The 24364-nt window shown below is 70.2% G+C and carries 17 protein-coding genes and 1 pseudogene; 12 read left to right on the forward strand and 6 right to left on the reverse strand.

Translation table 11 applies throughout. From position 1 onward, the window contains the following. Positions 1–51: 51 nt before the first annotated feature. From IE260_RS39655 to IE260_RS39665, 3 genes are read right to left on the reverse strand one after another with little or no spacing between them, the layout of a single operon-like run. The gene (locus tag IE260_RS39655) at positions 52–429 is read right to left on the reverse strand and encodes a hypothetical protein (protein WP_308434746.1); all 378 of its coding nucleotides are present in this window, start codon (positions 427–429) and stop codon (positions 52–54) included. 47 nt (positions 430–476) lie between these two features. Then, the gene (locus IE260_RS39660) at positions 477–1835 is read right to left on the reverse strand and encodes a low temperature requirement protein A (RefSeq protein ID WP_229881786.1); all 1359 of its coding nucleotides are present in this window, start codon (positions 1833–1835) and stop codon (positions 477–479) included. Between the two features lie 5 nt (positions 1836–1840). Next, on the reverse strand, positions 1841–3214 hold the full coding sequence (locus tag IE260_RS39665) for a dihydrolipoyl dehydrogenase family protein (protein WP_308434747.1): 1374 nt from the start codon (positions 3212–3214) through the stop codon (positions 1841–1843). Between the two features lie 541 nt (positions 3215–3755). Between IE260_RS39665 and IE260_RS39670 the strand changes: the two genes are divergently transcribed. Continuing rightward, positions 3756–4577 carry a hypothetical protein gene (locus tag IE260_RS39670; RefSeq protein ID WP_189880795.1) on the forward strand — a complete coding sequence of 274 codons (822 nt, stop codon included), beginning with the start codon at positions 3756–3758 and terminating at the stop codon, positions 4575–4577. 27 nt (positions 4578–4604) lie between these two features. Here the strand turns inward: IE260_RS39670 and IE260_RS39675 are convergent, their stop codons facing one another. Genes IE260_RS39675 through IE260_RS39685 form a run of 3 tightly spaced genes read right to left on the reverse strand, consistent with a single transcriptional unit; the run spans position 4605 to position 8195 of the window. Further along, a complete protein-coding gene (locus IE260_RS39675; RefSeq protein ID WP_189880796.1) occupies positions 4605–6875 on the reverse strand; it encodes an ABC transporter permease in 2271 nt (756 codons plus the stop codon). Between the two features lie 58 nt (positions 6876–6933). Next, positions 6934–7683, reverse strand: coding sequence for an ABC transporter ATP-binding protein (locus IE260_RS39680; protein WP_189880797.1), 750 nt, complete (start codon positions 7681–7683; stop codon positions 6934–6936). Further along, positions 7680–8195 carry a PadR family transcriptional regulator gene (locus IE260_RS39685; protein ID WP_189880798.1) on the reverse strand — a complete coding sequence of 172 codons (516 nt, stop codon included), beginning with the start codon at positions 8193–8195 and terminating at the stop codon, positions 7680–7682. The genes IE260_RS39680 and IE260_RS39685 overlap by 4 nt, the downstream gene beginning before the upstream one ends. A gap of 163 nt (positions 8196–8358) precedes the next feature. On the opposite strand from IE260_RS39685, the gene IE260_RS39690 reads away from it, so the two are divergent. The 11 genes and pseudogenes from IE260_RS39690 to IE260_RS39740 all read left to right on the forward strand — a co-directional run. Continuing rightward, positions 8359–9627: an ABC transporter substrate-binding protein gene (locus tag IE260_RS39690; RefSeq protein ID WP_189880799.1), complete on the forward strand. Its 1269-nt coding sequence runs from the start codon at positions 8359–8361 to the stop codon at positions 9625–9627. Between the two features lie 189 nt (positions 9628–9816). After that, complete coding sequence (locus IE260_RS39695; protein WP_229881788.1) at positions 9817–11466, forward strand: glycoside hydrolase family 13 protein; 1650 nt, start codon at positions 9817–9819, stop codon at positions 11464–11466. A gap of 38 nt (positions 11467–11504) precedes the next feature. Beyond that, on the forward strand, positions 11505–12827 hold the full coding sequence (locus IE260_RS39700) for an ABC transporter substrate-binding protein (protein WP_189880800.1): 1323 nt from the start codon (positions 11505–11507) through the stop codon (positions 12825–12827). Positions 12828–12833: 6 nt separating this feature from the next. After that, complete coding sequence (locus IE260_RS39705) at positions 12834–14198, forward strand: ABC transporter permease (protein WP_189880801.1); 1365 nt, start codon at positions 12834–12836, stop codon at positions 14196–14198. Continuing rightward, positions 14195–15034, forward strand: a complete 840-nt coding sequence (locus IE260_RS39710; protein WP_189880802.1) for a carbohydrate ABC transporter permease — start codon at positions 14195–14197, stop codon at positions 15032–15034. The genes IE260_RS39705 and IE260_RS39710 overlap by 4 nt, the downstream gene beginning before the upstream one ends. Positions 15035–15616: 582 nt before the next feature. Continuing rightward, positions 15617–16267 (forward strand): response regulator transcription factor, encoded by a 651-nt coding sequence (locus IE260_RS39715; RefSeq protein WP_189880803.1) that lies wholly within the window; start codon positions 15617–15619, stop codon positions 16265–16267. Between the two features lie 180 nt (positions 16268–16447). Next, complete coding sequence (locus IE260_RS39720; protein ID WP_189880804.1) at positions 16448–17497, forward strand: hypothetical protein; 1050 nt, start codon at positions 16448–16450, stop codon at positions 17495–17497. A gap of 70 nt (positions 17498–17567) precedes the next feature. Next, positions 17568–18767 carry a cytochrome P450 family protein gene (locus IE260_RS39725; RefSeq protein ID WP_189880805.1) on the forward strand — a complete coding sequence of 400 codons (1200 nt, stop codon included), beginning with the start codon at positions 17568–17570 and terminating at the stop codon, positions 18765–18767. A gap of 277 nt (positions 18768–19044) precedes the next feature. Then, complete coding sequence (locus IE260_RS39730) at positions 19045–20628, forward strand: ABC transporter substrate-binding protein (RefSeq protein ID WP_189880806.1); 1584 nt, start codon at positions 19045–19047, stop codon at positions 20626–20628. A 104-nt stretch (positions 20629–20732) separates the two neighbouring features. Continuing rightward, positions 20733–22748 (forward strand): hypothetical protein, encoded by a 2016-nt coding sequence (locus IE260_RS39735; protein ID WP_189880807.1) that lies wholly within the window; start codon positions 20733–20735, stop codon positions 22746–22748. Between the two features lie 243 nt (positions 22749–22991). Further along, positions 22992–24203, forward strand: a pseudogene (locus tag IE260_RS39740) (alginate lyase family protein); the annotation flags it as partial. Positions 24204–24364: the final 161 nt, after the last annotated feature.

The following is a 24364-nucleotide window of genomic DNA, read 5'->3' on the forward strand; positions in this document are numbered from 1 at the left end:
ATGAAGGGTTGCAACGATCACGGACGGTCGCCCGCGATCCGGAAGAGAAGGTCATGAGGCCAGAAAGTGCAGGCAGAGGTGGGCAGCCGACGCTCGGTGAACAACTTGGCCGACCAGCCGCCCAGCACCCGCCCCCTGGCCCTTGGGCGTTTGGGCCGCCTGATCGCGCCGCATGGCCAGACCCTGCCGCAGCGAGCGCACCCCGTTCCGGCGAAGGTCCGGTACGGAGTTCAGGCCACCGCGGACAACGTGCAGATGAGCACCGCCGACCACGTCCTTGTCACCGCCGACGGCGGCGATGTCACCGCCGTGGAGGGCGACCGCCTCGGCCTGCGGGAGGCGGGGATCACCGGTCTGGATCTTGGCATTGCGGACTACGAGGTCCGCCGCTTCGTCGGTGGCGTGAGGGATCAGTCCGCCGACCGGCATGGTGGACACCTTCGACAACCTCCTGCGGGGCGTACGGCTCGTGATGTTCATGGGGCCGCGTCCGAGTCCGGGCGAGAGGTCGGAGAGGTCCGCGACGAACTCTGTGCGGCGGCCATGACAGTCACGTTAAGTCGAAGTCTCATGGCCCTTTTTCTGATCAGCGCACCGAAGTTTGACCCGTAACGCACTGAGGCCCGGCCGGGTGTGGTGTGTCGCCGACCGTCGCCGTTCCGCTGCCGCACGGTCACCACCGCGACCAGTCCGGCCAGCAGCAGGCCGGTGACGAGCGCGGGCGCCGGGAGCCAGGCGGCCAGCAGGATGCCGACGGCGGAGAAGGCGAACGGTAGGCACTCGGCGGCCCGTCTCTGGTGCGGCCGTAGGTGCACCGCCCACACGGTGACGAGGAAAACGGCGGCCGGGACGGTGACGGTCATCGCGGGAGCCACGGACGACGCGTCGGTGTGGCTGGCGAGGTGATCGGCGTAGGCCGCCAGGCCCGCTCCTTCGGCCGCAGCCGACGCGAAGACCAAATAATGGCCGTAGGCCCAGGTGAAACGCCTGCGGTGGGCCTGGTGCGTGGTGGCGAGCAGCGTGTGTGCGGGCTTGGTGAAGTACAGCCACCACATGGAGAAGGCCATCAGCAGGCCGCCGCCGGCCAGAGCGTACAGTTCGCCCGTGCCGTGATTCCGGTCGAACGCTCCCCGGACGGCGACGGTCGCGGCCGCAACCGACTCACCGAGCACGATGAGGGTGAACAGCTCGTAGCGTTCGGCGATGTGATGCGGATGCCAGGGGGTCATTCCTGCGGACTGCGCCCACACAGGTACGAGTACTTCAGCGAGGATCATCACGACGATGCCCGGCAGCTGAACCGCCTGAGGCAGGAAGAGCAGGGCGATCCAGCCCAGTTGGCAGATCGTGACACCGGCTGCGAACCGGAGTGTCGTTCGGCGCCGGGCGGGGTCGGCCAGCCCGGCCCGGAGCCACAACGCGGCCAGTGCGGTGCGCAGCACCGCGTATCCGAGCGTGATGACCAGCAGGTCACCGTGGTCGAAGGCACGGGCGACACCGGCGGCCAGGACGAGCGACCCGGTGATCTGTACCAGCACCGTCAGCCGGTACGGGGTGTCGTCGGGATCGTAGGCGGAGGCGAACCAGGTGAAGTTCATCCAGGCCCACCAGATGGTGAAGAAGACCAGTGCGAAGCGCAGCGCACCGGAAGCGTAGTGACCGTGGGCCAGTGCCTCGTGCAGGCTTTCCGCCGCCTGGGCGACGGCCACGACGAAGCACAGGTCGACGAAGAGTTCCAGAGGGGTGGCGGACCGGTGTGCCTCTCCGGGGTCGCGGCCCGACATGGTGTGCCGCCGAGGCGCAGAAACGGCCGCGGCCTTCCCGGGATTTCGCATGAGGCTCAGCGGAGGGCTCCCAGGGCCGCCCCGACCGTCCGGTGGAAGGTGGGATAGGTGTAGATCATGTCCAGGAGCCGGCGAACGGGCACCTCGGCGTGGACGGCGACGCTCAGTCCGTACAGCAGTTCGCCGCCGGCCGGCCCTGCCGACGTGGCCCCGACCAGCACGCCGCGGTCGGCGTCCTCGACGAGCTTGACGAACCCATCGCCGCCCGGTCCGTGAATCCAGCCACGGGTGGACGAGGCCAGGGGAAGTACGCTGGTGCGCACGCGGAGTCCCTGCCCCCGGGCCTGCCGCTCGGTCAGTCCCACTGCCCCGATCTCGGGGTCCGTGAAGGTGACACGAGGCAGGGCGCGGTAGTCGGCGTCGGGGCCGGAGCGTCCGAGGACGTCCCGGACGGCTATCTCCGCCTGGTACATCGACACATGGGTGAAGGCACCCTTGCCGGTGAGGTCGCCGACCGCCCACAGCCCCTCCGCGGGCGTCCTCATCCGGCCGTCCGTGGGGACGGCCGGTGCTGTGGGGTCGAGTCCCACGGTCTCCACGGCCAGCGCGGCGAGGTCGGCGTGGCGCCCGGCGGCGACGAGCAACCGTTCGGCGCGCAGGGTCTCGTCGTCCGTTCCGCCGACCTGGACCGTGAAGGCGGTGCCGTCGTGGGTGACCCGCCGGGCCCGGATGCCGGTGAGGACGCGGACGCCGTCCGCCCGAAGGGCTTGCGCGGCCAGTTCGCCCGCTTCGGGCTCTTCCTGGGCGAGCAGGCGGTCCTGTCCTTCGAGTACCGTGACGGCGCACCGGAAACGGGCGAAGACCTGGGCGAGCTCCACTCCGACGGCCCCGCCTCCCAGCACGATCATGGATGCAGGCAGGTCCGCGGCCGCCATGGCCTCCCGATTCGTCCAGTACGGGGTACCCGAGAGCCCCGGAACCGACGGGATACGAGGCCGGGTGCCGGTGGCCAGCACGACACCGCGCCGGGCCTCGACGGTGCGGTCGCCGATCGTCACCCGCCGCGGCCCGGCCAGGCGGCCCGTTCCCCGGACGAGACGGACGCCCTTCGCCGCCAGTCGGTCCGCCGCGACCTGGTCGTTCCAGCCGTCGGTGGCCTCCTCGCGGATGCGTCCGGCCACCTTGCTCCAGTCGGCTGTCACGGCGGCCGTCCCGGCCAGCTCAGGAATCCGGAGGCCCTCGGCGAGCGCATTGCCGGCCCTGATCATCATCTTGCTGGGAACACACGCCCAGTACGGACACTCGCCCCCGACCAGCTCCGCTTCCACTCCCACCACGTCCAGGCCGGCCTCGGCCAGTGCGCCCGCGACGTACTCGCCGCCCGGCCCCAGCCCCAGGACGACCATGTCCGCCCGTTCGCTCATACTCATCGCCGTTCCTCGTCCACCCGTCTGCCAGGCGTCACCGGCTGCTGACGTTAAGGCCGTCCTGCGGTGCGAGGAGTCCGAGAGCGCACGGATGCTTGCACGAGAGCGTCGGTCCGGGCCTGCGTGGTCCGCCGTGCGCCCAGGGACGTACTTGTGCTTCCGGACGATGCCGGGCCCAGCAGTGATCACGTCCCTTCCAACAGCGCACGCAGCGGTGTCCGGCATTGCAGGAGACGGATCACGACCACCGGCATGCATCACCTGAGCGGCGGTCGGCTCCGCTGCACCAGAAGGACGAGGTGGTCATCCAGCACGGTCAAGCGGTTTCCGCTCGGCCTGCCCCTCAAGGCCCGGATGTGCTCCTGCAAGCGTCGTCGTCCACGGTGACGCCGCCGCCGTGGGAGCGAGTGTCGCGGTGCCCCAACAGGAAGAAGTCACGGCACTTCGTGCTGACGTGGGCTGGTGCGGCGCGCTCCGCCCGCCCGCTCTGCCTATGGTCGTGGGCGACCTTCGCGTCCTCCCGACTCCCTGAGGTTCCATGCTGATGAGCGCTGCCCAGACGGCGACCGGCGACCGACGCCAACGGCGGTACGTGCCCCACTTCGCCATCCAGGGGACGTCGCCTGGCAGAGCCGCCACGGCACAGGACCGGCTGCGGCTGTGGCAGACGTACGGGGAGGACCTCCGTCAGACGATCGACACCCTTGTTTCGCGGCTCGCTCCGGCAGCCTCGCGGCAGTCGGACCTCCGCTACGAGACGCTCAGCAGGTTGACGGACCTGGCGGCCCTGCACCTGTATCTGACACAGGAGTGGCCAGGGGTGGACGCGGCAATGCAGAACAGGGCGACGGACGCCACGCAGGCGCTCGTGCGCTGCGTCAAGGCGGGTCTGCTGCGCTTGCCCGCCTACCGGGGAGCCGCGGTGGCACGGCCCCGCGGACTGGGTGACGCCGTTGACCGGTACCGGAGCGATCCGCTGGTCGTCGACCAGGGCTTCTGGGCCGTGTCCACCGAGATCGAGGCTTTCCGTGGCCATGGCGGCGCCGTTCGTGTCTGGTCACTGACTGGGCGTCAGACGCAGCTCGTGGACCCGGACAGGAACCGGTTGGTCTTCCTGCCCGGGACGCGGTTCAAGGTTTTGAAGGTGACCCACGGCTCCTCGCCCGTCGTGCTGATGCGGGAGCTGTTCCCGGGCGAGCCGGCAGTTCCCGACCTGAAGGGCACCGCCGGCGCCAACGTCAAGTGGCTGGACGACACGACGATCGCGGAACTGGAGCGCGTCCAGGCCACCGCGGTCCTTGGGCCCCTGGAACGCGCGCCCGGAGTCGTCCCGCAGGAGTGCATCGACATGGTCCGCTCGGTGTGACGGTCGGGCGCTGCTGACCCGTCCTCGTCAGTGTGTCTCGTCCAACCGGTGCCGACGGGCCTCGCGTCCCGCCGTCAACGCGGCCAGAGCGGCGGCACCGGCCACCGCAATGAGCGCAGTCATCAGCAAGTCAGCGGCGGAGGGAACCCGTGCGAGACCGGTACCGATGCCGGTCGCCCGGCCCTGCTGGTCGGTCAGCCACCGCGCCAGCGGGAGCCCCGCCAGCATGGCCAGTCCCACGGCGGCGAGGGTGGTGCACGCGGTGGCGACGGCGGTCACCGCGGCCGTCTGCCGGGATGTCAGACCGATCGCGCGCAGCGCGAGCAGGTCACGCCTTCCTTCGCGTACGGTCGCGCCGATCAGGGTGAGGAGCTCCAGCAGGCCGATGAACGCGAGGACCGTGACCAGCACCGCGATGATCTGCCGCAGCGGTGACAGGCTCGACGCGGGATCGGTGACGGAGTAGACATCGAGCTGTCCACGGGCTCGCTCGGTCAGTTCGTCCGCGACTGCCTTGGCGTCGGCTCCGGGCCGGAGCCGCAGTTCGTACCGCGTGGGAAGCAGCTCCGGCTGGGTGGCGCGCAGGTTGTCCAAGGACGTGGAGACGACGCGTCCGGCGTTCTCCGGCTCCACGGCGCGACCTACGATGTGCAGTACCTCCGGACGGCTGCCGACCGTCATACGCACCCAGTCGCCGACCCGTGCGTGCAACAGGTCGAGCAGTCCCTGGCCTGCCACGGCCTCGTGCGGACCGCGCGGAACACGTCCTTCGGCGAGGGCGTACGGATAGGGGTTGTCACTGGTGCCGAGCCCGCGCAGGGCGATGGTGGCGTTCTGCCCCGGCACCAGGGCGCTCACCTCCGCACCCGGGTAGACCGCGGCGACGCGCGGGTCGCGGCGCAGCAGGGAACGCGTCTCCTCCTCGCCGAGCCGGTCGGAGTGGACGCTGAGCGAGGTGACGCGTCCGGCCTGTGCGGGGTGGTCGCGTACATGTTCCATGGTGCTCCACGCGCTCATCGCCACGACGACGAGCAGCAGCGACAGCGAGAGCCGGGCCACGGTGGCCAGCGACCGGGACCGCCGGGTGAACGCCCGGTGCACTCCGAGCACGAGAGCGGGTGGCAGCCGCCGCCCCAGCGCCACCCGGGCCGTGGCCGACAGTGCGGCTCCGTGGCGAGCGGCGGGCCTCACGCCGGGCACCGGCGGAACCCGGCCGGCCCGCCACGCGGCCAGTGCCGTGGTCGCCCCGATGAACAGCACCACACCCGACGGCACGGTGACCAGAGCGGTCGTGTGCTCGGGCAGTTCCTGCCAGACCGTGACCGCTTCACCGATGCGCCCGGGGGCGCGATCCCCGAACAGCTCCACGAGGCAACCTGCGGTGAGCGCCCCCGTCACGGCATAGGTCAGGTGCTGGAGCACGAAGATCCGGACGACCTGCCCGGGTGTGGAGCCGATCGCCTTCAGCACCGCGATGTCCCTCAGGTGCCCGCGGACCCGGGTGCGGATCGCACCGTGCGCGGCGAGGCCGGCGGCCGCCAGCGCGGTCAGGCCGAACCCGCCCAACAGACGGCCCAGCAGGCGGTTGCCGCCCTCGGCCTGGGCGCGGGCCTGCTGCCAAGTGGATACCTCGTCCACCACACTCGCCCCCAGGACGGTGACCGCCCGCTGCACGGTGTAGTCGGTCGCGGCCGGGTCGGAGAGCCGCAATCCGGTGACTTGGCCGTCGGGCGCCCGGACAGCCGCGGCCGACGCCCAGACCAGCCCGGGCCGCTCGCCGGGGCTGTACCGGGGCTCGGCACTGTCCGCCACGCCGACGACCGTCAGGGTCCGCACGGTCCCCGGCAGCGTGAGGGTGTCCCCGGGGCCGGCCAGCAGAGCGCGGGCGAGACTGCTCTCCAGGACCACGCCGTACGGTTCGGCGTCGCGCAGCCAACGCCCGGAGGTCAGCAGCGGGCGGCCCACGGACGGTGGGGCGGAGGTGACCCGCAGCTCGGCCGCGGCCCGGGAACCATGGGCGGCCAAGGTCACGGACTCGGTGGGATAAGGTCCGGCGACCGCGCTGACCCCCTCGATGCGGGCCAGCCGTGCGCCGTCGGCGGACGTGTCCGTGTGCATCCACACGTGCGCTCCGTCCGACCGGGTGAAGACCCGCTGCCACGGGTTGGTGGCATAGGCGAACAGCGCAGCGGCCAGCAGCAGCGATGCCACGATGCCGACCGTGGCGAGCACCTGGAACAGGGCCTCACCGCGGTGTCGGCGGAGGTCGGCGCGCGCCCAGCGCGTCATGGCCCGCATGCCGTCACCCCCGTCGCGCGGGCCGGGACCCGGCCGGTTGCGCGCGCTCCACCGGCCATCACTCCCTCAGTTCGAGCACGCTCGACGTACCCGCTCTCGGGAGTGGCCGGCCGGCCAGCTCGGCATCGTCGGCTATGCGCCCGTCGAAGAAGCTGACGACCCGGTCGGCGGCGCTCGCCAGCCGGGCGTCGTGGGTCACGAGCACGATGGTCTGCCCTCGCCCGTGGAAGCGGGTCAGCAGCCGCATCACCTCGCGGGTGCCGCGGCTGTCCAGGCTGCCGGCCGGCTCGTCGGCCAGAAGCAGGTCCGGCTGGTTCACCAGGGCACGGGCCAGGGCGACCCGTTGCTGCTCCCCACCGGACAGCTCGCCGGGGATGTTGCGCTCCTTGCCGGTGAGTCCGAGTTCCGCCAGCAACCGCGCACGCTGGGCGCGGGCCCGCTTCGGTGCTGTGCCGGCGAGCAGGGCCGGCAGTTCCACGTTGTCGGCGACGGAGAGGTCGGACACCAGATTGAAGAACTGGAAGACGATGCCGATGCGGTTGCGGCGTTCCACCGCCCAGCGGCCCTCGCTCCAGGAGCCGGTGGGCACCCCGGCGAGCCGGATGGTGCCCGCGTCCGGTGACTGCAATCCGCCGAGCAGGTGCAGCAGCGTCGACTTGCCCGCGCCGGAAGGGCCGGTAACGGCGATGAACTCGCCCCGGCTGACGGTGAGGTCGACACCTCGGACGGCGTGCGCGGGTGCGCCCTCGCCGTAGTGGGTCTTGACCAGCCCTTCGGCCTGGAGCAGGGGAGTGCTGTCCTCACTCAATCCAACCCCTCCAGTTCTTCCTGGCAGCGCTCCAGCCAGTCGAGGTCGGCCTGCAGGTGCAGCATGGCGCCCTCGATGAGGAGCTGGGAGATGCGGTTGTCACGGTCCTCGGCGGCAGCCAGCCGCGACAGGGAGCGCATGGTGTTCAGGTAGTGGCGTCGCTGGTTGTTGATGAGGGTGACCTGGTCGGCCAGCCCGGTGCGCGGAGCCAGAGCCAGTTTCATGAAGAACTCGTCCCTGACCCTGGGTTCCTCCGAGGTTTCCTCGAACCAGCCCAGCAAGGCCTCTCGCCCGGCATCGGTGAGGTGGTAGATCTTCTTGTTGGGGCGGCTCGACTGCTCGACCTCCTCGCCCCGGATCAGTCCTGCCTTCTCCAGGCGGCCCAAGGTCACGTAGATCTGGCCGACGTTGGGCTGAGGGTATGCGGCGCCCAGCAGTTGTTCAAGGTCCTGCTTCAGTTCGTAACCATGGGCGGGGCCGTGCGCGAGCAGGGCCAGGAGAGGCAGCCGCACTTGCGCTCTCCACCTCGTCTCCGTGTCGGGGCCGGCGAACCGGGCGGTCCCGGTGGGTGCCGGTGACCTGTGCGCCGCAGCCCCTAGTATCGCGCATGGCTAACGGGTATACATGCAGAAGTTTCCGTGGCGTGAGGCCCGGAGCTGTCGAGCGGGAGGATCCATGCGGTGGGCGCGTGCCGCCGGCAGGGGACTGCTCGTGCTGACGGTGCTCCTGGCCGGATACGTCTCGGCCGGAGCGCGGGCCGGCGGGCCGGACATCGGACGGGGTCCGCTGACCCTGGCAACGGCCGGTGACCTCACCGGCTACCTCGGTCCCCTCCTGGCGGGCTGGAACAGGACTCACCCGAGCGAGCGGGTCACCCTGGTGGAGCTGCCGGACTCGGCGGACGAGACCCGGGCGCAGATGGAGACCGATCTGCGCGCGGGAGCCGATGGCCGGTACGACATCCTCAACATAGATGTCGACTGGACCTCGCAGTTCGCAGCCGCCGGCTGGATACGTCCCCTGCCCAGGGACCACTTCGCGCTGGACAGCTTCCTCCCGCCGGTCGTCGACACGGCCACCTACGAGGGGCGGCTGTACGCCGTTCCCTACGTCACCAACGCCGGTCTCCTTCTCTACCGCAAGGATGTCCTGGCCGCGGAGGGGGTGCCGGCGCCCCGTACCTGGGCAGAGCTGGAGCGGGCGGCACGGACCATCGCCCCGAAGTACGGACTGGACGGCTACGCGGGACAGCTGCTTGCCTACGAGGGCCTGACGGTGAACGTCACCGAGGCGGTCTACTCCGCGGGCGGCACCGTTCTCGACGACGACGGCCGCCGGGTCACCGTGGATTCGGCGGCCGCTCGTGAGGGCATCGGATTCCTGGTGCGCGGCCTGCGCGAGGGCTGGATCCCCAAGGAAGCGCTGACCTACAGCGAAGAGGAGTCGAAGCGGGCCTTCGAGGAGGGGCGGCTGCTCTTCCTGCGTAACTGGCCCTACGCCTACGTGGCCGCCGACGGGGCGGGATCGGCGGTGGCCGGTGACGTGGGAGCGGTCCGGCTGCCGGGTCCGGACGGGCCCGGCACCAGCGTGCTCGGCGGCTCGAACCTGGCCGTCTCCGCCCACACAGCGCACCCGGAATCGGCCCAGCGGCTCATCGCCTACCTGACCAGTGAGCCGGCTCAACGACAGGTGCTGACCCGCGGCGCGCTGCCGCCGGTGCGCGCCGACCTCTACCGGGACCCTGTGCTGATCCGCAGGTTCCCTCATCTGCCCGTGCTGCGCGGCGCGGTACTCTCCGCCGCTCCGCGACCCAAGAGCCCGCGCTATGACCAGGTGAGCCTGGTGGTGCAGGCCGTGGTCCATGACGCCCTCACCGGACGGCGGACGACCGGCGAGGCGGTGCGGAGCCTGGCCGCCGAACTCGCCGCCGTAACCGAGCGCTAGCGAGTGCCGCACAGTCCTCTGCATACCTGTTAGGTATCGCTCCGACTGAGTCCTGGTCAAGAGGCGCGTATTCAGGATTGCCCACAGGGGCAGTTACGGCGGTCCTCGTGTTCAAGTCGTTGACATCTCTCCGTCACGGCTACCTAACATGCATGCATAACAACCCCTCCACACAGACAGGCTTCCGGGGTGATTTCCCAGCGCAATGGAGCGCGCCGCTGGTGGCGCGACGCGGTGATCTATCAGGTCTACGTCCGCAGCTTCCTGGACAGCACCGGTGACGGCATCGGCGACCTCGCCGGCGTACGGGCCGGTCTGCCCTACCTGAAGAAGCTCGGGGTCGACGGGATATGGCTGAGCCCCTTCTATCCCTCGCCCCAGCACGACCACGGCTACGACGTCGCCGACTACTGCGACGTCGATCCGGTCTTCGGCGACCTGGCGGAGTTCGAGCGGCTGATGGCGGCCGCCCACCGCCTGGGCATCAAGGTGCTCCTCGACATCGTGCCGAACCACTGCTCGAGCGAGCACCCGTACTTCCGCGACGCCCTCGCGGCGGCGCCCGGCAGTGCCGCCCGCGCCCGGTTCCACTTCGCCGACGGCCGCGGCCCCGACGGAGCGGAGCCGCCCAACAACTGGCACGCGATGTTCGGCGGACCGGCCTGGAGCCGGGTCACCGAGGCCGACGGCCGCCCCGGCCAGTGGTACCTGCACATGTTCACGCCGGAGCAGCCGGACTGGAACTGGCGGCACCCCGAGGTCGCGGCCCACTTCGACCACGTGCTCCGCTTCTGGCTGGACCGCGGTGTCGACGGCTTCCGCATCGACGTGGCCGCGGGACTCTACAAGCACCCTGACCTGCCGGACTCGCCCGACCCCGAGGCGGACGCCCGGGCCCGTGACTCCGTCAATCCGCTCGCCTGGAACCAGCCCGAGGTCCACGACGTGTGGCGGCACTGGCGCGCGGTCTGTGAGGAATACACGACGCGGGACGGCCGCGAACGGCTGCTCGTCGGAGAGGTCTCGGTCCCGACCGCACGTGAGCACGCCCGTTACGTCCGCCCCGATGAACTGCACCAGGCGTTCTTCTTCGACCTGCTCAGCGCTCCCTGGGACCCGGATGCCTTCCGCAAGGTCATCTCCGAGGCCATGCAGGATATTGCCGGCACGGGTTCCACCGTCACCTGGGTCCTGAACAACCACGACCAGGTCCGCACCGTCACCCGCTACGGCGAGCCGGTCCCCGGTGGCAGCGGGCTGGGATCCGCACGGGCCCGCGCGGCAGCGCTCCTCATGCTTGCTCTGCCCGGTGCCGCCTACATCTACCAGGGTGAGGAACTGGGCCTGCCGGAGGTCGTCGACCTGCCCGACGACGTGCTCACCGACCCCATCTTCCGCCGTACCGGAAGCCGGGCGCGCATCCGGGACGGCTGCCGAGTGCCCCTCCCGTGGTCGGGGCAGGCCTCGCCGTTCGGCTTCACCCCCCAGGCCGAAGGCGCCAAGCCGTGGCTGCCCCAGCCGGAGTGGTTCGCCGAGCACGCAACTGACCGGGCCCTGGCCGACACCCGATCGTTCTGGCACCTCTACCGCGACGGACTGCAACTGCGCGCTTCACTGCCGCAGTTGGGTGAGGGCAGCCTCCGCTGGCTGGACACGCCGCCCGGTGTACTGGCTTTCGTCCGGGGTGACGGTCTGGTCTGCGCGGTCAACTTCGGCACCGCGCCCACCCCTGCACCCGTCCGCGACGTGCCCCTGCTGTCCAGCACCCCCTGCGAGCCCGGTGTCCTCGGCGGGTCCACGGCGGCCTGGTGGATCACCGACGACATCGCGACCGACTGACGTTTCTGCCTCAACGAACCGAAAGGCCATCGACGAAGATGCGACCACGTAGCACGCTGCTCACCGGCTGCACTGTCCTGCTGACCCTCGGCGCGACCGCCTGCGGTGGTGGCGAGCCGGTTTCCGCGGGCGGCGGTGACCAGTCGCTCAGCGGACAGACGGTCACCGTGGCCGGCGTCTGGTCCGGCAGCGAGCAGGAGAACTTCCAGAAGGTGCTCGACGCCTTCACGGAGAAGACCGGCGCCAAGACCCAGTTCGTCTCCACCGGGGACAATGTCTCGACGGTCATCGGCAGCAAGATCGAGGGCGGGGACGCCCCCGATGTGGTGATGGTCCCCCAGGTGGGGGTGTTGCAGCAGTTCGCGCGCAAGGGCTGGCTCCAGCCGCTCTCCAAGGAGGTGGAGAGCGAGGTCGACGCCGGTTACGCGGGCGTCTGGAAGAAGTACGGCAGTGTCGACGACACCCTGTACGGCCTCTACTTCAAGGCCGCCCACAAGTCGACGGTCTGGTACAGCCCCCAGGCGCTCGACCAGGCCGGGGTCGAGCCGCCCAAGACCTACGACGAGATGCTCGAGGCCGGGCGTGCCGTCTCCGACTCCGGACTCGCGGCCTTCGCCGTCGCAGGCCAGGATGGCTGGACCCTCACCGACTGGTTCGAGAACATCTACTTGTCACAGGCGGGACCCGAGAAGTACGACGCCTTGGCGACGCACAAGCTGAAGTGGACCGACGCCGGCGTGGTCAAGGCACTGACCACCCTCGGCGAGCTGTTCAAGGACAGGCAACTGATCGCCGGTGGCTCGAAAGGGGCGCTGAACACCGACTTCCCCGGATCGGTCGAGAAGGTCTTCGGGCCCGAGCCCCAGGCCGGCATGGTGTACGAGGGCGATTTCGTCGCCGGCGTCGCCAAGGACCAGTTCGGCAGGAACATCGGCGAGGACGCCGACTTCTTCCCGTTCCCGGGAGTCGACGGCAACAAGGCCCCGGTGGTCAGCGGCGGTGACGCCGCGGTCGTCCTGAAGGACGGCGAGCACCGTGACGCGGGGATGGAACTGGTGCGCTACTTGGCCTCACCGGAGGCCGCGGCCGTCTGGGCCGGCGAGGGCGGCTTCCTCTCCCCGAACCGCAACCTGAAGCCGAGTGCCTACGGCGACGAGGTCACCCGTGCCACCGCCGTCTCCCTGATCGAGGCCGGAGAAGCCGTTCGCTTCGACATGTCCGACCAGGCACCGGCGGCCTTCGGCGGCACGAAGGGCGTCGGCGAGTGGAAGCTCCTCCAGGACTTCCTGCGTGACCCGTCGGACCCCAGGGCCACGGCAGACGCGCTGGAGTCGGCCGCAGCCAAGGCCTACCAGGACTGAGCCGCGATGACCGCCACCCTCGTCAAAGACGCGCACAGTCCTGCGCCACCGGATGCGGGCCGCCGCCCCCGGCGGAGCCCGGCGCGGCGCGGCCGTGTCGTCGCCGTGCTGTTCGCCCTGCCCGCCCTGCTCCTGCTCGGAGCCCTCGTCGTCTACCCCGTGCTGTTCTCCGTCGGCCGCAGCCTCTTCGACGCCTCCGGCACCCGTTTCGTCGGCGCCGACAACTACGTCGAGATGTTCCGTGACCCGGCGACGCTCAAGGCCATCCGCAACACCGTAATCTGGGTCGTCGTGGCCCCCGCGGTGCTGACCGGCCTGGGCCTCATTCTCGCCGTTCTCGTCGAGAAGATCCGCTGGGCGACGGCGTTCAAGCTCCTGCTCTTCATGCCCATGGCGGTGTCGTTCCTCGCAGCGGGCATCATCTTCCGTCTCGCCTACGAGGAGGACCCCGACAAGGGTGTGCTGAACGCGGCGGTCGTCTCCGTGCACGATGCCTTCGCCGGCACCTCGCTGTACCCGTCCGCCCGGGCCCGCGACGGCCAGGGCCTGGCCCGAGCCGACGACGGCTCCTACCGGACCGAGGGTGCCTTGTCCCCGGGCCGGACGGTCGCCCTGCCGCTGGTCGGCGTCCTGCCCGGGGACCTGCCCGGCGACGCTGAGCCGGCCGGCCGGGCCGCTGAACGCCGGGCGGGTCCCGGCGAACTGCGCGGCATCACCTACCTGGACTTCACGCCCGGCGGCGGGGGCACGCAGGGCGCGGTCGACCAGGGGGAGAAGGGTCTGCCGGGCATGACCGTGCAGGCGTTCCGCGACGGACGGGAGGTCGCCACCACGACCACCGCCCGCGACGGTTCCTTCGCCTTCACAGGGCTGAAGGCCGGCTCCTACACACTGGCGCTGCCCGCGGCCAATTTCGCCGAGCCCTACGACGGCATCTCGTGGCTCGGCCCCGCCCTGATCACTCCGGCCGTCATCGGCGCCTACGTGTGGATCTGGACGGGCTTCGCCATGGTGCTCATCGGCGCGGGACTCTCCACCCTGCCGCGGGACGCGCTGGAGGCGGCCCGGATGGACGGGGCCAACGAGTGGCAGATCTTCCGCCGCATCACCGTTCCGCTGCTCGCCCCGGTGCTGACGGTGGTCTTCGTGACCCTGGTCATCAATGTGATGAAGGTCTTCGACCTCGTCTACATCATCGCGCCCGGCCCGGTACAGGAGGACGCCACCGTGCTGGCCACCCAGATGTGGCTGGTGTCCTTCGGCGGAGGCAACGACCAGGGCCTGGGCAGTGCACTCGGCGTCCTGCTGCTCCTCCTGGTGGTCCCAGCGATGATCTTCAACGTCCGCCGCTTCCGAAGGAGTCAGCGATGAATGCCGCGCGGCGCTGGCTGAGCCACGGCCTGGTGCAGGCCTTCCTCGTTCTTGTCGGGCTCGTCTGGCTGACTCCCCTGGCGGGCCTGTTCCTCTCCTCCATGCGCTCCGCCGAGGACACGGCGCGGGGCGGCTGGTGGACGGCCCTGACCACTCCCGGACAGCTTTCCTTCGACAACTACTCGGCGCTGCTGCAGAACTCGGCGATCACACAGTCACTGTGGAACACGGTTCTGATCTCCGTCCCGACGACCGTGCTGGTGGTCGTGATCGCCGCGCTCGCCGGATACGCCTTCGCCTGGCTGGACTTCCCCGGCCGCGACGGTGTGTTCCTCGTCGTCGTGGCGCTGCTCGTGGTCCCGGTACAGATCGGGCTCCTGCCGGTCGCCAAGCTCTTCGGCCAGCTCGGTCTCTTCGGATCCATACCCGGGGTGATCCTCTTCCACGTGGCGTACGGTCTCCCGTTCGCGGTGTTCCTGCTGCGGAACTACTTCGCGGAGATCCCCAAGGAGATGCTGGAGGCCGCCCGGATGGACGGCGGAACCGAGTGGCGCATCTTCCTGCAGCTGGTGCTGCCGGTGGGGCGGCCGGCCATCGCTTCCCTGGCCATCTTCCAGTTCCTGTGGGTGTGGAACGACATGCTGGTGGCGCTGTTGTTCGCGGACAGCAGCGCGCAGCCCCTGACGGTGGCTCTGCAGTCCCAGATCAGGCAGTTCGGCAGCAACATCGACGTTCTGGCCCCAGGCGCGTTCCTCTCCCTGGTCGTACCGCTCGTCGTCTTCTTCGCCTTCCAACGGCACTTCGTGCAGGGCGTGATGGCGGGATCGGTCAAGTAGTCCCGGCGGCCGCGAAGCCGTGGCGTCGCGCCATCGGTGCGCACGGCGTGTCCGTCCGGGCAGAAAACCCGGGGACCGCGTGCGCCGGGATCTCACCCAGTCGATCATGTGAACGTCCGTGCAACTCCTCTTCAAGCGAGGACGACGAAACGAGGCGCACCATCCCATGAAACCGAACACCTGGTGGGCGGGCAGACCGAGGCGGCACTAGCCCCGAGGCTCCGGCAACCATGCAGGCTCGGCCGGCCCCCTCCGCCGGAAACCTCCCCCGCTTCGGACGGAGGGGGCGGGCCGTTTCACTCCTGCGGGCCTTCCACGACCGGAATACGTGACGAACGCCGCAGGTGAACCTGCACGCCAGTGCACTGCTGTTGTTTCTAAGTGCATGGCGGGCATGAAAGGCGACGATCGAGCCGCTGTGGGGTGTGATGATCGGTGCGGAGCGAGTGAATGCTCATCCGGGGACCCGTCGGACGTACGTCCGGCCGGGCTCGGTCCGCTGATCAATGTGGCTCGTTGTGCTGGGGTGTGCCAGGCGGGGCACTTCCCGGGTGAGGCGTCGTGCTCTGGACAAGGAGTTCCATGCCTGACTACACAAGCCACGCACGCACGGTACCGGGGGTCGTCGTCCAAGCTGACGACCCCCTTACTCGTGACGGCACCGCGGCCTTCCTCGCATCGGACGAACGCCTGGGGCTTCTGGACGCCGAGAAGCTTGCGGAAGCGGACATTCTTGTGATGCTCACCGCCGCAGTGACCGGGCAGACCCTCTCCGCGATGAGCCGGGCCAACCAGCTCACCGACGGACGCATCCGCATCGTCCTGGTCGCGGACCAGATCTCCGAACAGCAGATGGCGCTGGCTGTCTGTCATGGTCTGGTTAGCTTCCTGGTACGGCCTTACACCAGCTTCTCCGAGATCGCCACAGCGGTCGCGGAGGCGCAGCAGGGACGGTCGATCGTCCCTCCGGTGCTGATGCACATGCTGCTGGACCGGATGCGGACCATGCAGAAGGATGCTTCCCCCAGCGGATTACTCCCGGTCGAACTCACGCAGCGCGAGATCGACGTCCTCAGGCTCCTCGCCGAGGGGATGGACACCGTGGAGATAGCCACCAAGCTCAGTTACTCGGAACGTCTGATCAAGAGCGTCATCCAGTCCGTGGTCAAGCGGCTGGGCCTGCGCAATCGGACGCACGCGGTCGCCTACGCCATCCGCATGGGCATCCTGTGACCGCCGGCGAAGGAACGGGTACGGCCACCGTTCGTTCGTGCAGGCATCGGTGGCCATCCGCATGCGCCGTGCGGGTGGCCCCTACGCTGCACGCCAAGGCGTGTCCGCCCCGGACCTTGCGCTCCCCGGGGTGAAACAGTCCCTGCATCACCCAACCCGTCCATCGGGAAAGGCACGTAGATGAACCACCCTGGGCCGGGAGCCGGCCACCCCCACGAGACCACCGGGGCAACGGCCGGTCAGGCCGTGTGGGACAGTGAACTGCCCTGGCAGCTCGCGTCGGCGGGCGACGTCGGCGCAGCCGTGCCCCGTGACGGTGCCGGACCGGCGCCCGATGAGACACTCACCGGGCAGTACACCCACCCGGCCGTCTCCGCCCCGGTTCCCGCGCAGCCGGGGGACGACCCCTTCACCGCGCGGCGGCGGTACCCGGCGGAGGAGACCGGACGCCGGGCCGGCGGCAGGAGAACCTCCGTCCAGCCGTCCACGGCGGGGGAGCGGCGTGGTGGCTCACGGGCGCGTCTCGCCAAGCCGGTTCTGGCGGGAGCGGGCGTGCTCAGCGCCCTCTTCCTGCTGGGCCCCGCCCTGTTCGGCGAGAACGGGCCGTCACAGACCGTGCAGGCCGGAGCCGGGGACCTGGGTGAGGACTACACACCGGACGAGGACCATCCGTCCGTGGGGGGCCCCGAGCAGCCGCGCCCGGTGGCCAGCGGGAGCCCGGACGCCGGATCCGCCGCCGGCGCCCGGCAGGACCGCATCGCCGCGGTGGCCGCGGCCTCGCCGACTCAGGAGACCCACACCCTCGAGGCGACGCCCGAGCGTGACACCCCCTCGCCCCTGGAGACGTCACGAGCCGCCGAGACCCCGCGGGCCAGCCCCAGCCCGCAGGAGGAGGAGTGGACCTCCACCGTGGTCCATGGCACCAGCGTCCTGGAACCAGGGCAGAGCTGGGTCACCAACCGCATCACCCTGGCCTTCCAGGGCGACGGCAACCTGGTGCTGTACGACCGCCAGGGCACTCCGCTGTGGTGGTCCGGCACGGTCGGACAGGGTGTCAAGACGGTGTTCCAGGCCGACGGCAATCTAGTGGTGTACACGCAGGACGGGCAGACCGCCTGGGCCTCACGGACCATGGGACACGACGGTGCCCAACTGGTCCTGGAGCCCAGCGGGAACGTGTCCATCCGCTACGGCGGCTCGGTGCTGTGGAGCACCCACACCGCGATGTGACCCCCGCCCCACCATGACCGCCCGGCGAGCACCCACCCACCGACCGCACCCGCGACCTCTGGAAGCCATCATGTCCACGCCCGGCATCGTCGATCTCACCGCACTGGGTGAGGACTTCGTCCGCGATCCCTACCCCTTCTACGCGCGTCTGCGCGAACGGGGCCCGGTCCACCGGGTGCGGACACCGGAGGCGGCGGAAGCGTGGCTGGTGGTCGGATACGAGGCCGCGCGGACCGCACTGGTCCACCCGGGACTCGTCAAGTCCTGGGCCCGGGCGGCGCCTTCGCTCGACGTGGTGAGACCGGCCGCGGGACCCAACATGCTCAACTCCGACGGGACCGACCACGGACGACTGCGCAAGCTCGTGGCCCGGGAGTTCACCCCCCGCCGCGTAGCGGCCCTGGTGCCCGCCGTGGAGGACGTCACCCGCACCCTGCTCGACACCATGGCGAGCCGGCCGGAGGGCCGGGCGGACCTCGTCGCGGACCTGGCCTTCCCGCTGTCCATGTCGGTGATCTGCGACCTGCTGGGAGTGCCGTTCCTCGACCAGGCCGCTTTCCGTGCGTGGACCACGGACGTGTTCTCCCACCCGGACCCCGCGGGGCGGAAGGCGGCGAGCCAGGCCATGGGTGGCTACCTGGCCGGTCTGCTGGAGGCGAAGCGGAAGGAATCGGGCGTCGATCTGATGAGCGCCCTGATCCGTGCCACCGACGAGGACGGCGACCGGCTGAGTGCCGACGAACTCCTCGGAACCGCCTGGCTCCTGCTCGTGGCCGGTCACGAGACCACGGCCAACCTCCTGTCCAACGGCGTGCTTGCTCTGCTGCGCCACCCGGCCCAACTTCGGGCGCTGCGTGAGGACATGACGCTGCTGCCCGACGCCGTCGAGGAGATGCTCCGGTACGACGGGCCCGTGGAGGCGGCCACTTTCCGCTTCACCACCGATCCGGTCGACCTCGGCGGTGCGGTGATTCCCGGTGGCGGCCAACTGGTCATGGTTGTCGTCGCCGATGCCAACCGCGACCCAGCACGCTTTCCCGACTCCGACCGGTTCGACATCCGCCGTCCACCGCAGGGCCACATCGCCTTTGGGTACGGCGTCCACTACTGTCTGGGCGCGCCGCTTGCGCGTCTCGAAGTGAAGACCGCCGTCCGTCAGCTGCTTCGGCGCTTTCCCCGTCTGGCCCTGGACATCGCACCCGCCGAGCTGTCCTGGAAGCCGGGCATGCTCGTCCGGGGGCCGCGGCGGCTGCCGGTGCGGTGGACATGACCCGAGTTCTCGCACCGTTTTGCGGTGGTCCGTGCAGAGTGGCCGTCACATCGGGCAGCGGAATGCCGGGCTTCGTTCCGTGTCGTTACCCGATAGTAAAGTGTTGCCGATCGACCGGCGATCAGCTCGAAACGCGCCTCCGCCCCCTTGGCGGACACCATTCGCGCGGGCACCGCGGGCGTACCCCTTCATCGATTCCAGGCACCCCCGCGGGTGAGCCGGGGGCGGACTTCGTCGCGATCACTTCTGTAACCCACAAGACGAGGCACGTTCAGTGATGAAGCGCAATGCGTGGCCGGTCAGACTCGCCCCACTCGGGCTCGCCATGAGCTTTCTGACCGGATGCGGGACCTGGTCCGGAGCCGGATCGGCGGCGGACGGCTCGCACATCGTGGTCGGGATGTCCGACGACGTGCTGGCCACCGACCCCGCCTCGGGCTACGACCCGGGTAGCTGGATGCTGTTCAACAATGTGTTCCAGTCACTGCTCAGCTTCCCCAAGGGCGGTACGGAACCGCAGCCGGAGGCAGCCGAGCGCTGCGCGTTCACGGACGGCGGGGCCCAGACGTACCGCTGTACGCTGCGCGAGGGACTACGTTTCAGCAACGGCGACGAGGTGACCGCGCAGGACGTCAAGTTCTCCTTCGACCGGACCCTCGGCATCGACGACGCGGCCGGTCCGGCGGTCATGCTGAGCACGCTCGACAGGGTCGAGACCCCCGATGACACGACCGTGGTCTTCCATCTGAAGTCCCCTGACGCCACGTTCCCCAGCAAGATCGCCTCTGGAGCGGGGTCCATCGTCAGTAGCAAGGCATACGAGCGCAACAGCCTGCGCACCGACGGCGAAGCTGTCGGATCCGGGCCGTACACCCTGGAGCGGTTCGACAGGAACGAGGCCGTCTTCTCGGTCAACGCCCAGTACAGGGGGACCGCCAAGCCGAAGAATCCGGGTGTCGTGCTCCGCTTCTTCCACGGCGACCGGGAAGCGCTCAAGAACGCCCTGCTGGAGGGCGAGATCGACATCGCCTACCGCGGACTCACGGCCGAGGACATCGCCGACATCGACCGGCGGAACGGCAGCGGGGGCGCGGATGTCGTCGAAGGCAGCAGCGCCGAGGTCCAGCACCTGGTGTTCAACATGCGCGATCCCGTGGCCGGACAGCTCGCGGTGCGACAGGCGATCGCCCACCTGATCGACCGCGAGACGCTGATCGACACGGTGTTCCAGGACACCGCCATCCCGCTGTACTCCATGGTGCCGGCCGGCATCCTCGGCCACGCCACCTCCTTCTTCGACCGTTACGGCGCCGCCCCGTCCAAGGAGAAGGCGGCTGCCGTGCTGCGGGACGCCGGCATCACGGACAAGGTCGAGTTGACTCTCTGGTCGACTCCTTCCCGCTACGGCCCGGCCACCGACGAGGAGTTCGAACAGATCGCGGAGCAACTCAACGCCAGCGGGCTGTTCGAGGCCGACGTGAAGTCGGTGCCTTTCGAGCAGTACGAGAAGGACATCGCGAACGGCAAGTACGGTGTCTACGTGAAGGGCTGGGTCCCTGACTACCCTGACGCCGACAACTTCACGACCCCCTTCTTCGGGGAGGGCAACGTGCTGGGGAACGGCTATCGGAACAAGGAGATCACCCACCACCTGATCCCTCGGACCGCCGAGGAGAAAAACCGCATCGACGCGCAGGCGGAGTTCGGCGAACTGCAGCGGATCGTCGCCGAGGACGTGCCCGTCCTGCCGCTCTGGCAGGCCAAGCAGTACGCGGTCGTGCGAGACGACGTCCGTTCCGGCGTCGAGTACTGTCTCGACCTCTCCACGGTCTTCCGCTTCTGGGAACTGAGTAAAGATTGAGTGGCGACCGGACGGACGAGGGGGGCGGCCGCCGGCCCAGGACGACGTCGGGCGCCGGTACTGCGGTCGCCGCAACCCGGCGTGCCCCGCACAGGACACCCACCGTGCCGCCGGGACGGCAGCGGACCGCGCCGCCGTCCCGGGCCGCTCGCGGCCGGCCGGACGGCGGCGCCGACGGGCGGTTCACCGTCCGCCGGGCCGGTGACGCCTGGCTGTTGACTCCGACCGGTCAGCCCGCCGACGAACGGGCGCTCCCCTTCACCACCGCACTGGCCAAGGACCCGGAGAACACCGTCCTGGTGACCGACCTGTCCGCCGGCGCGGACGACGACACCTTGAAGGCTCTGGCACGGGCCGTTCCCCCGGGACAGGGCGGCCTCCGGCTGGTGTTCGGCCGGCGCCCCGCCGCGGACCCGGTGACCGTGGCTCGGCGCATCGCGGACCTGACGGACCGCAGCGTGACCGTGGCCGCCGGACCGCCGGTGCCGTTCCCCGGCGGAGGCCTCTTCGTGGCGGCGGACGGCTGGATCCGCTGTGCACCCGGGGCACCGGGGACCCACGATGCCCGGCGTTTCCCGCGACCGCCCTGGGAGTCCGCCCTTTCCGACCGCACCTGGTCACCGGGGCGTACGACCGTGGCGGAACCGATCCCGTCCGGAGTCTGGCTGCACGCGCCCGGCGACGATCCGGACGGGCGATACCGGGCCGGCCTGTTCCGACGGCTGAGGGTGTCGGCGCACGCGTTGACCGTGGTGCTCGGGGCTCCTGGCGCGGTACTGCCACCGGTGGCCGATGCAGCTCGGCTCTGGCAGGACCTGGGTCCGCAGGTCCGGCCGGCGGTCCGGTTCCTGTGCCACGGTCCCGCGCGCCTTGGCGGGGGACGGCACTTCGGTGAAGTCCTCGCCCAGGTGCTGGGCGAGCCGGTGCGCGTGTTCAACGGGACCCCCCAGGGCACGGACGAATCCGGTGACATGGTGCTGACGGCTCCCGATGGCGGCCCGGGCCGTTCACCGCGCGCGCTGGAGTTCGTCCACGTGCCGCCGGACAAGGCCCCCGGTCCGTCCGCCCTCTCGCACGTGACCGCCCACCGGTGGCCCTTGGAAGGTCTCCGCCGGGTCCGGCCCGGGACCTACGCGCTCACGGACGACGTGGTAGTCGAAGTCGTTCCCAGCGGTCTCTGGCTGCGCCTGCTGGACGACCCCCCGCACGCGGCGGACGTACGGGCAACGGAACCCGACCCCGCACACGAGCGATTGCTGTGCGACGCGACCTCCACCGAGGCCCTGCCTCGGATCAAGGAGCTCGCCGAAGGCCTCCTGCGGGGCTTCCCGCCCGAACTTCGCAGATCGGTCCGTATGGGCGTGTGCCGCCCCCTCACGATGGCGCACGGCACGTCGACGGCCGTACCGGCCTCGGAGAGGCGCCGCCCGTCCGCCGGGGCGCAGCAGCGCCCCGGAGCCGTCTCCGGCGCGGTCCGCCCACCGGACCCGGGCCGCCGCAGCAGTGCCGGGGCGCCGGTCTCCGGCCCCCTCCGAACCGAGCACGAGGGCTTGCGGACCCTCGCCGCCGACATCCTGCGACGGCACCCCGAACTCGTCACCGATTCCGCGGACCGGAACGCTGCGGCCGCCGTGGCCGCCGTGCTCCGCCGTCTCACCGAAGTCCCGGGCGCGGACTCCGGAAGCCAGGCTCCGGCCGACACCGAGCTGCTCCGCCAAGGTCTGGGCCTGCTCCCGGTGTACCGAGGCGTGACCGGGCTGCGGGCCACGCTCGACGACGCGATGAGGCAGTGGTACGCCGAACAGTCCCTGATCACCGACCCGGCCGTCTGCGAAGCCTCGGCCGGCGGCCCCGGCGACGAGGCAGGGGACACGGACTTCCTCATCTGGTCGGTCGACGGTCGCCGTACGGACCTGCTCGACCCGTTGTGTCCGGACCGGATCCTGTTCCTGCCCGGATCGCGTTTCCGGGTACTGCGACCCGAACCCGCCGTGCCGGACGTCGTCATGATGCGCGAGATCGGTCCGGGGCAGGCCGCCTCCGACGAGCGGCTCGACCGCGACGTGGTTCGGGAGCTGTCCCAGGTGGCGCTGAGCCGTAGCGCCGGCCGGCCGGGGTGACGGGAAGGGTGGCCGGCGCCGGGTGTTCGGACAGGGAGACCGGCAGAAGGGGCAGGGCGATCCGGTGGCGCTGGCGACGCACGTCCTCCGTTGAGGAGGATCCCGGCTGAGGAAGACCGTGCCGACTCACTCCCCGGGACCGCCACACCGAGGATGCGGCCTTCGCCTCCACGGCCGAACGCCGCTCGGACTCGGCCGGTGCACACCGACTGATCTGGCCGATGGCTCCGGAAGGCATGTGTCATGGTGAGAGCACTTCTCCGCCGTTCACTTCAGCGAAGGACGGAGAAGGAGAAACGCGTGGCGCTGGGTGCCGTGATCGCCGTCCTGATGGCCACGGTCGTGGTGGTGCCCGCCATCGCCGACCAGAGCGAGTCCACGCCGTTCGCCCACCCCGGCGTCATGGTGAGCCGGCCGCAGCTCGACTTCGTCCGCGAGAAGGTGCGTGCCGGGAGCGATCCCTGGAAGAGCGCGTACGACCAGATGATGGCGAGCGAATACGCCTCCTTGTCCCGCACACCCAGCCCGCGGCAGACGGTGGAGTGCGGATCGCACTCCCAGCCGAACAACGGCTGCACCGATGAGCGCGAGGACGCCATCGCCGCCTACACCAGCGCCCTCGCCTGGTACCTGAGCGGTGACGAGAGGTACGCCCAGAAGGCCGTCGAGATCATGGACGCGTGGTCGTCGACGATCACGTCGCACACCAACAGCAACGCCCCGCTGCAGACCGGCTGGGCCGGATCGGTGTGGCCCCGCGCGGCAGACATCATCCGCTCCACCTACACCAGTTGGCCCGGCGCCGACCGCTTCGCCACCATGCTGCGCGAGGTCTACCTGCCGGAGGTCATCGGCGGTTCGCAGAACAACGGCAACTGGGAACTGAGCATGATGGAGGCCGCCGTCAGCATCTCGGTCTTCCTCGACGACCGCGCCAGTTACGACCAGGCGGTGGACCGCTACCTTCAGCGGGTCGCCGCCTTCGTGTACCTCGACTCCGACGGTGCCATGCCCAAGTCCGCCACCGGCGCCGAGGCCGCCAGGTCGGCGGTGGTCGACTACTGGCAGGGACAGTCCACCTTCGCGTCCGGCCTGACGCAGGAGACCTGCCGCGACCTGCAGCACACCGGCTACGGCATCTCCGCCATCTCCCACGTCGCCGAGACCGCCTGGATCCAGGGCCAGGACCTTTACGCCCGGGTCGGCGAACGGCTGCGGCAGGCCCTGGAGTTCCAGTCCGCGTACGAACTGGGTGCCTCCGTGCCGTCCTCCCTGTGCGGCGGCACTCTGGAGCAGGAACTGGGACCCGTGACCGAGGTCGGGTACAACGCCCTGCACACAAGGCTCGGACAGGACCTGCCGGAGACGGCCAGGCTCACGGAACGCAACCGTCCCGCGGGCACCAACAACCTGTTCGTGGCATGGGAGACCCTCACCCACGGCGACAACCCCGCCGGCCCGGCCGCCCCCGGCTCGGCGGCGACCTCCACGACCTCGGCCCCCGCACCCGTGAACGACGGTGGCAAGGGCCGGACCATGGGTTTCCCGTCGCGGTACGCGGCGCCGTACGTGGAGACGTGGAAGGGGGTGTCGGTGCTGGAGGAGGCGCGGGCGGC

The organism is Streptomyces viridiviolaceus, assembly GCF_014650995.1.
In the GTDB taxonomy this organism is placed as follows: Bacteria; Actinomycetota; Actinomycetes; order Streptomycetales; family Streptomycetaceae; genus Streptomyces; species Streptomyces viridiviolaceus.

Coding starts and splice junctions, on each gene's coding strand:
- IE260_RS39715 (WP_189880803.1), top strand. CDS start 15,617: ATGCCTGACTACACAAGCCACGCACGCACGGTACCGGGGGTCGTCGTC.
- IE260_RS39655 (WP_308434746.1), bottom strand. CDS start 429: ATGCCGGTCGGCGGACTGATCCCTCACGCCACCGACGAAGCGGCGGAC.
- IE260_RS39670 (WP_189880795.1), top strand. CDS start 3,756: ATGAGCGCTGCCCAGACGGCGACCGGCGACCGACGCCAACGGCGGTAC.
- IE260_RS39675 (WP_189880796.1), bottom strand. CDS start 6,875: ATGCGGGCCATGACGCGCTGGGCGCGCGCCGACCTCCGCCGACACCGC.
- IE260_RS39710 (WP_189880802.1), top strand. CDS start 14,195: ATGAATGCCGCGCGGCGCTGGCTGAGCCACGGCCTGGTGCAGGCCTTC.
- IE260_RS39730 (WP_189880806.1), top strand. CDS start 19,045: ATGAAGCGCAATGCGTGGCCGGTCAGACTCGCCCCACTCGGGCTCGCC.
- IE260_RS39665 (WP_308434747.1), bottom strand. CDS start 3,214: ATGAGTATGAGCGAACGGGCGGACATGGTCGTCCTGGGGCTGGGGCCG.
- IE260_RS39660 (WP_229881786.1), bottom strand. CDS start 1,835: ATGCGAAATCCCGGGAAGGCCGCGGCCGTTTCTGCGCCTCGGCGGCAC.
- IE260_RS39725 (WP_189880805.1), top strand. CDS start 17,568: ATGTCCACGCCCGGCATCGTCGATCTCACCGCACTGGGTGAGGACTTC.
- IE260_RS39700 (WP_189880800.1), top strand. CDS start 11,505: ATGCGACCACGTAGCACGCTGCTCACCGGCTGCACTGTCCTGCTGACC.
- IE260_RS39720 (WP_189880804.1), top strand. CDS start 16,448: ATGAACCACCCTGGGCCGGGAGCCGGCCACCCCCACGAGACCACCGGG.
- IE260_RS39690 (WP_189880799.1), top strand. CDS start 8,359: ATGCGGTGGGCGCGTGCCGCCGGCAGGGGACTGCTCGTGCTGACGGTG.
- IE260_RS39705 (WP_189880801.1), top strand. CDS start 12,834: ATGACCGCCACCCTCGTCAAAGACGCGCACAGTCCTGCGCCACCGGAT.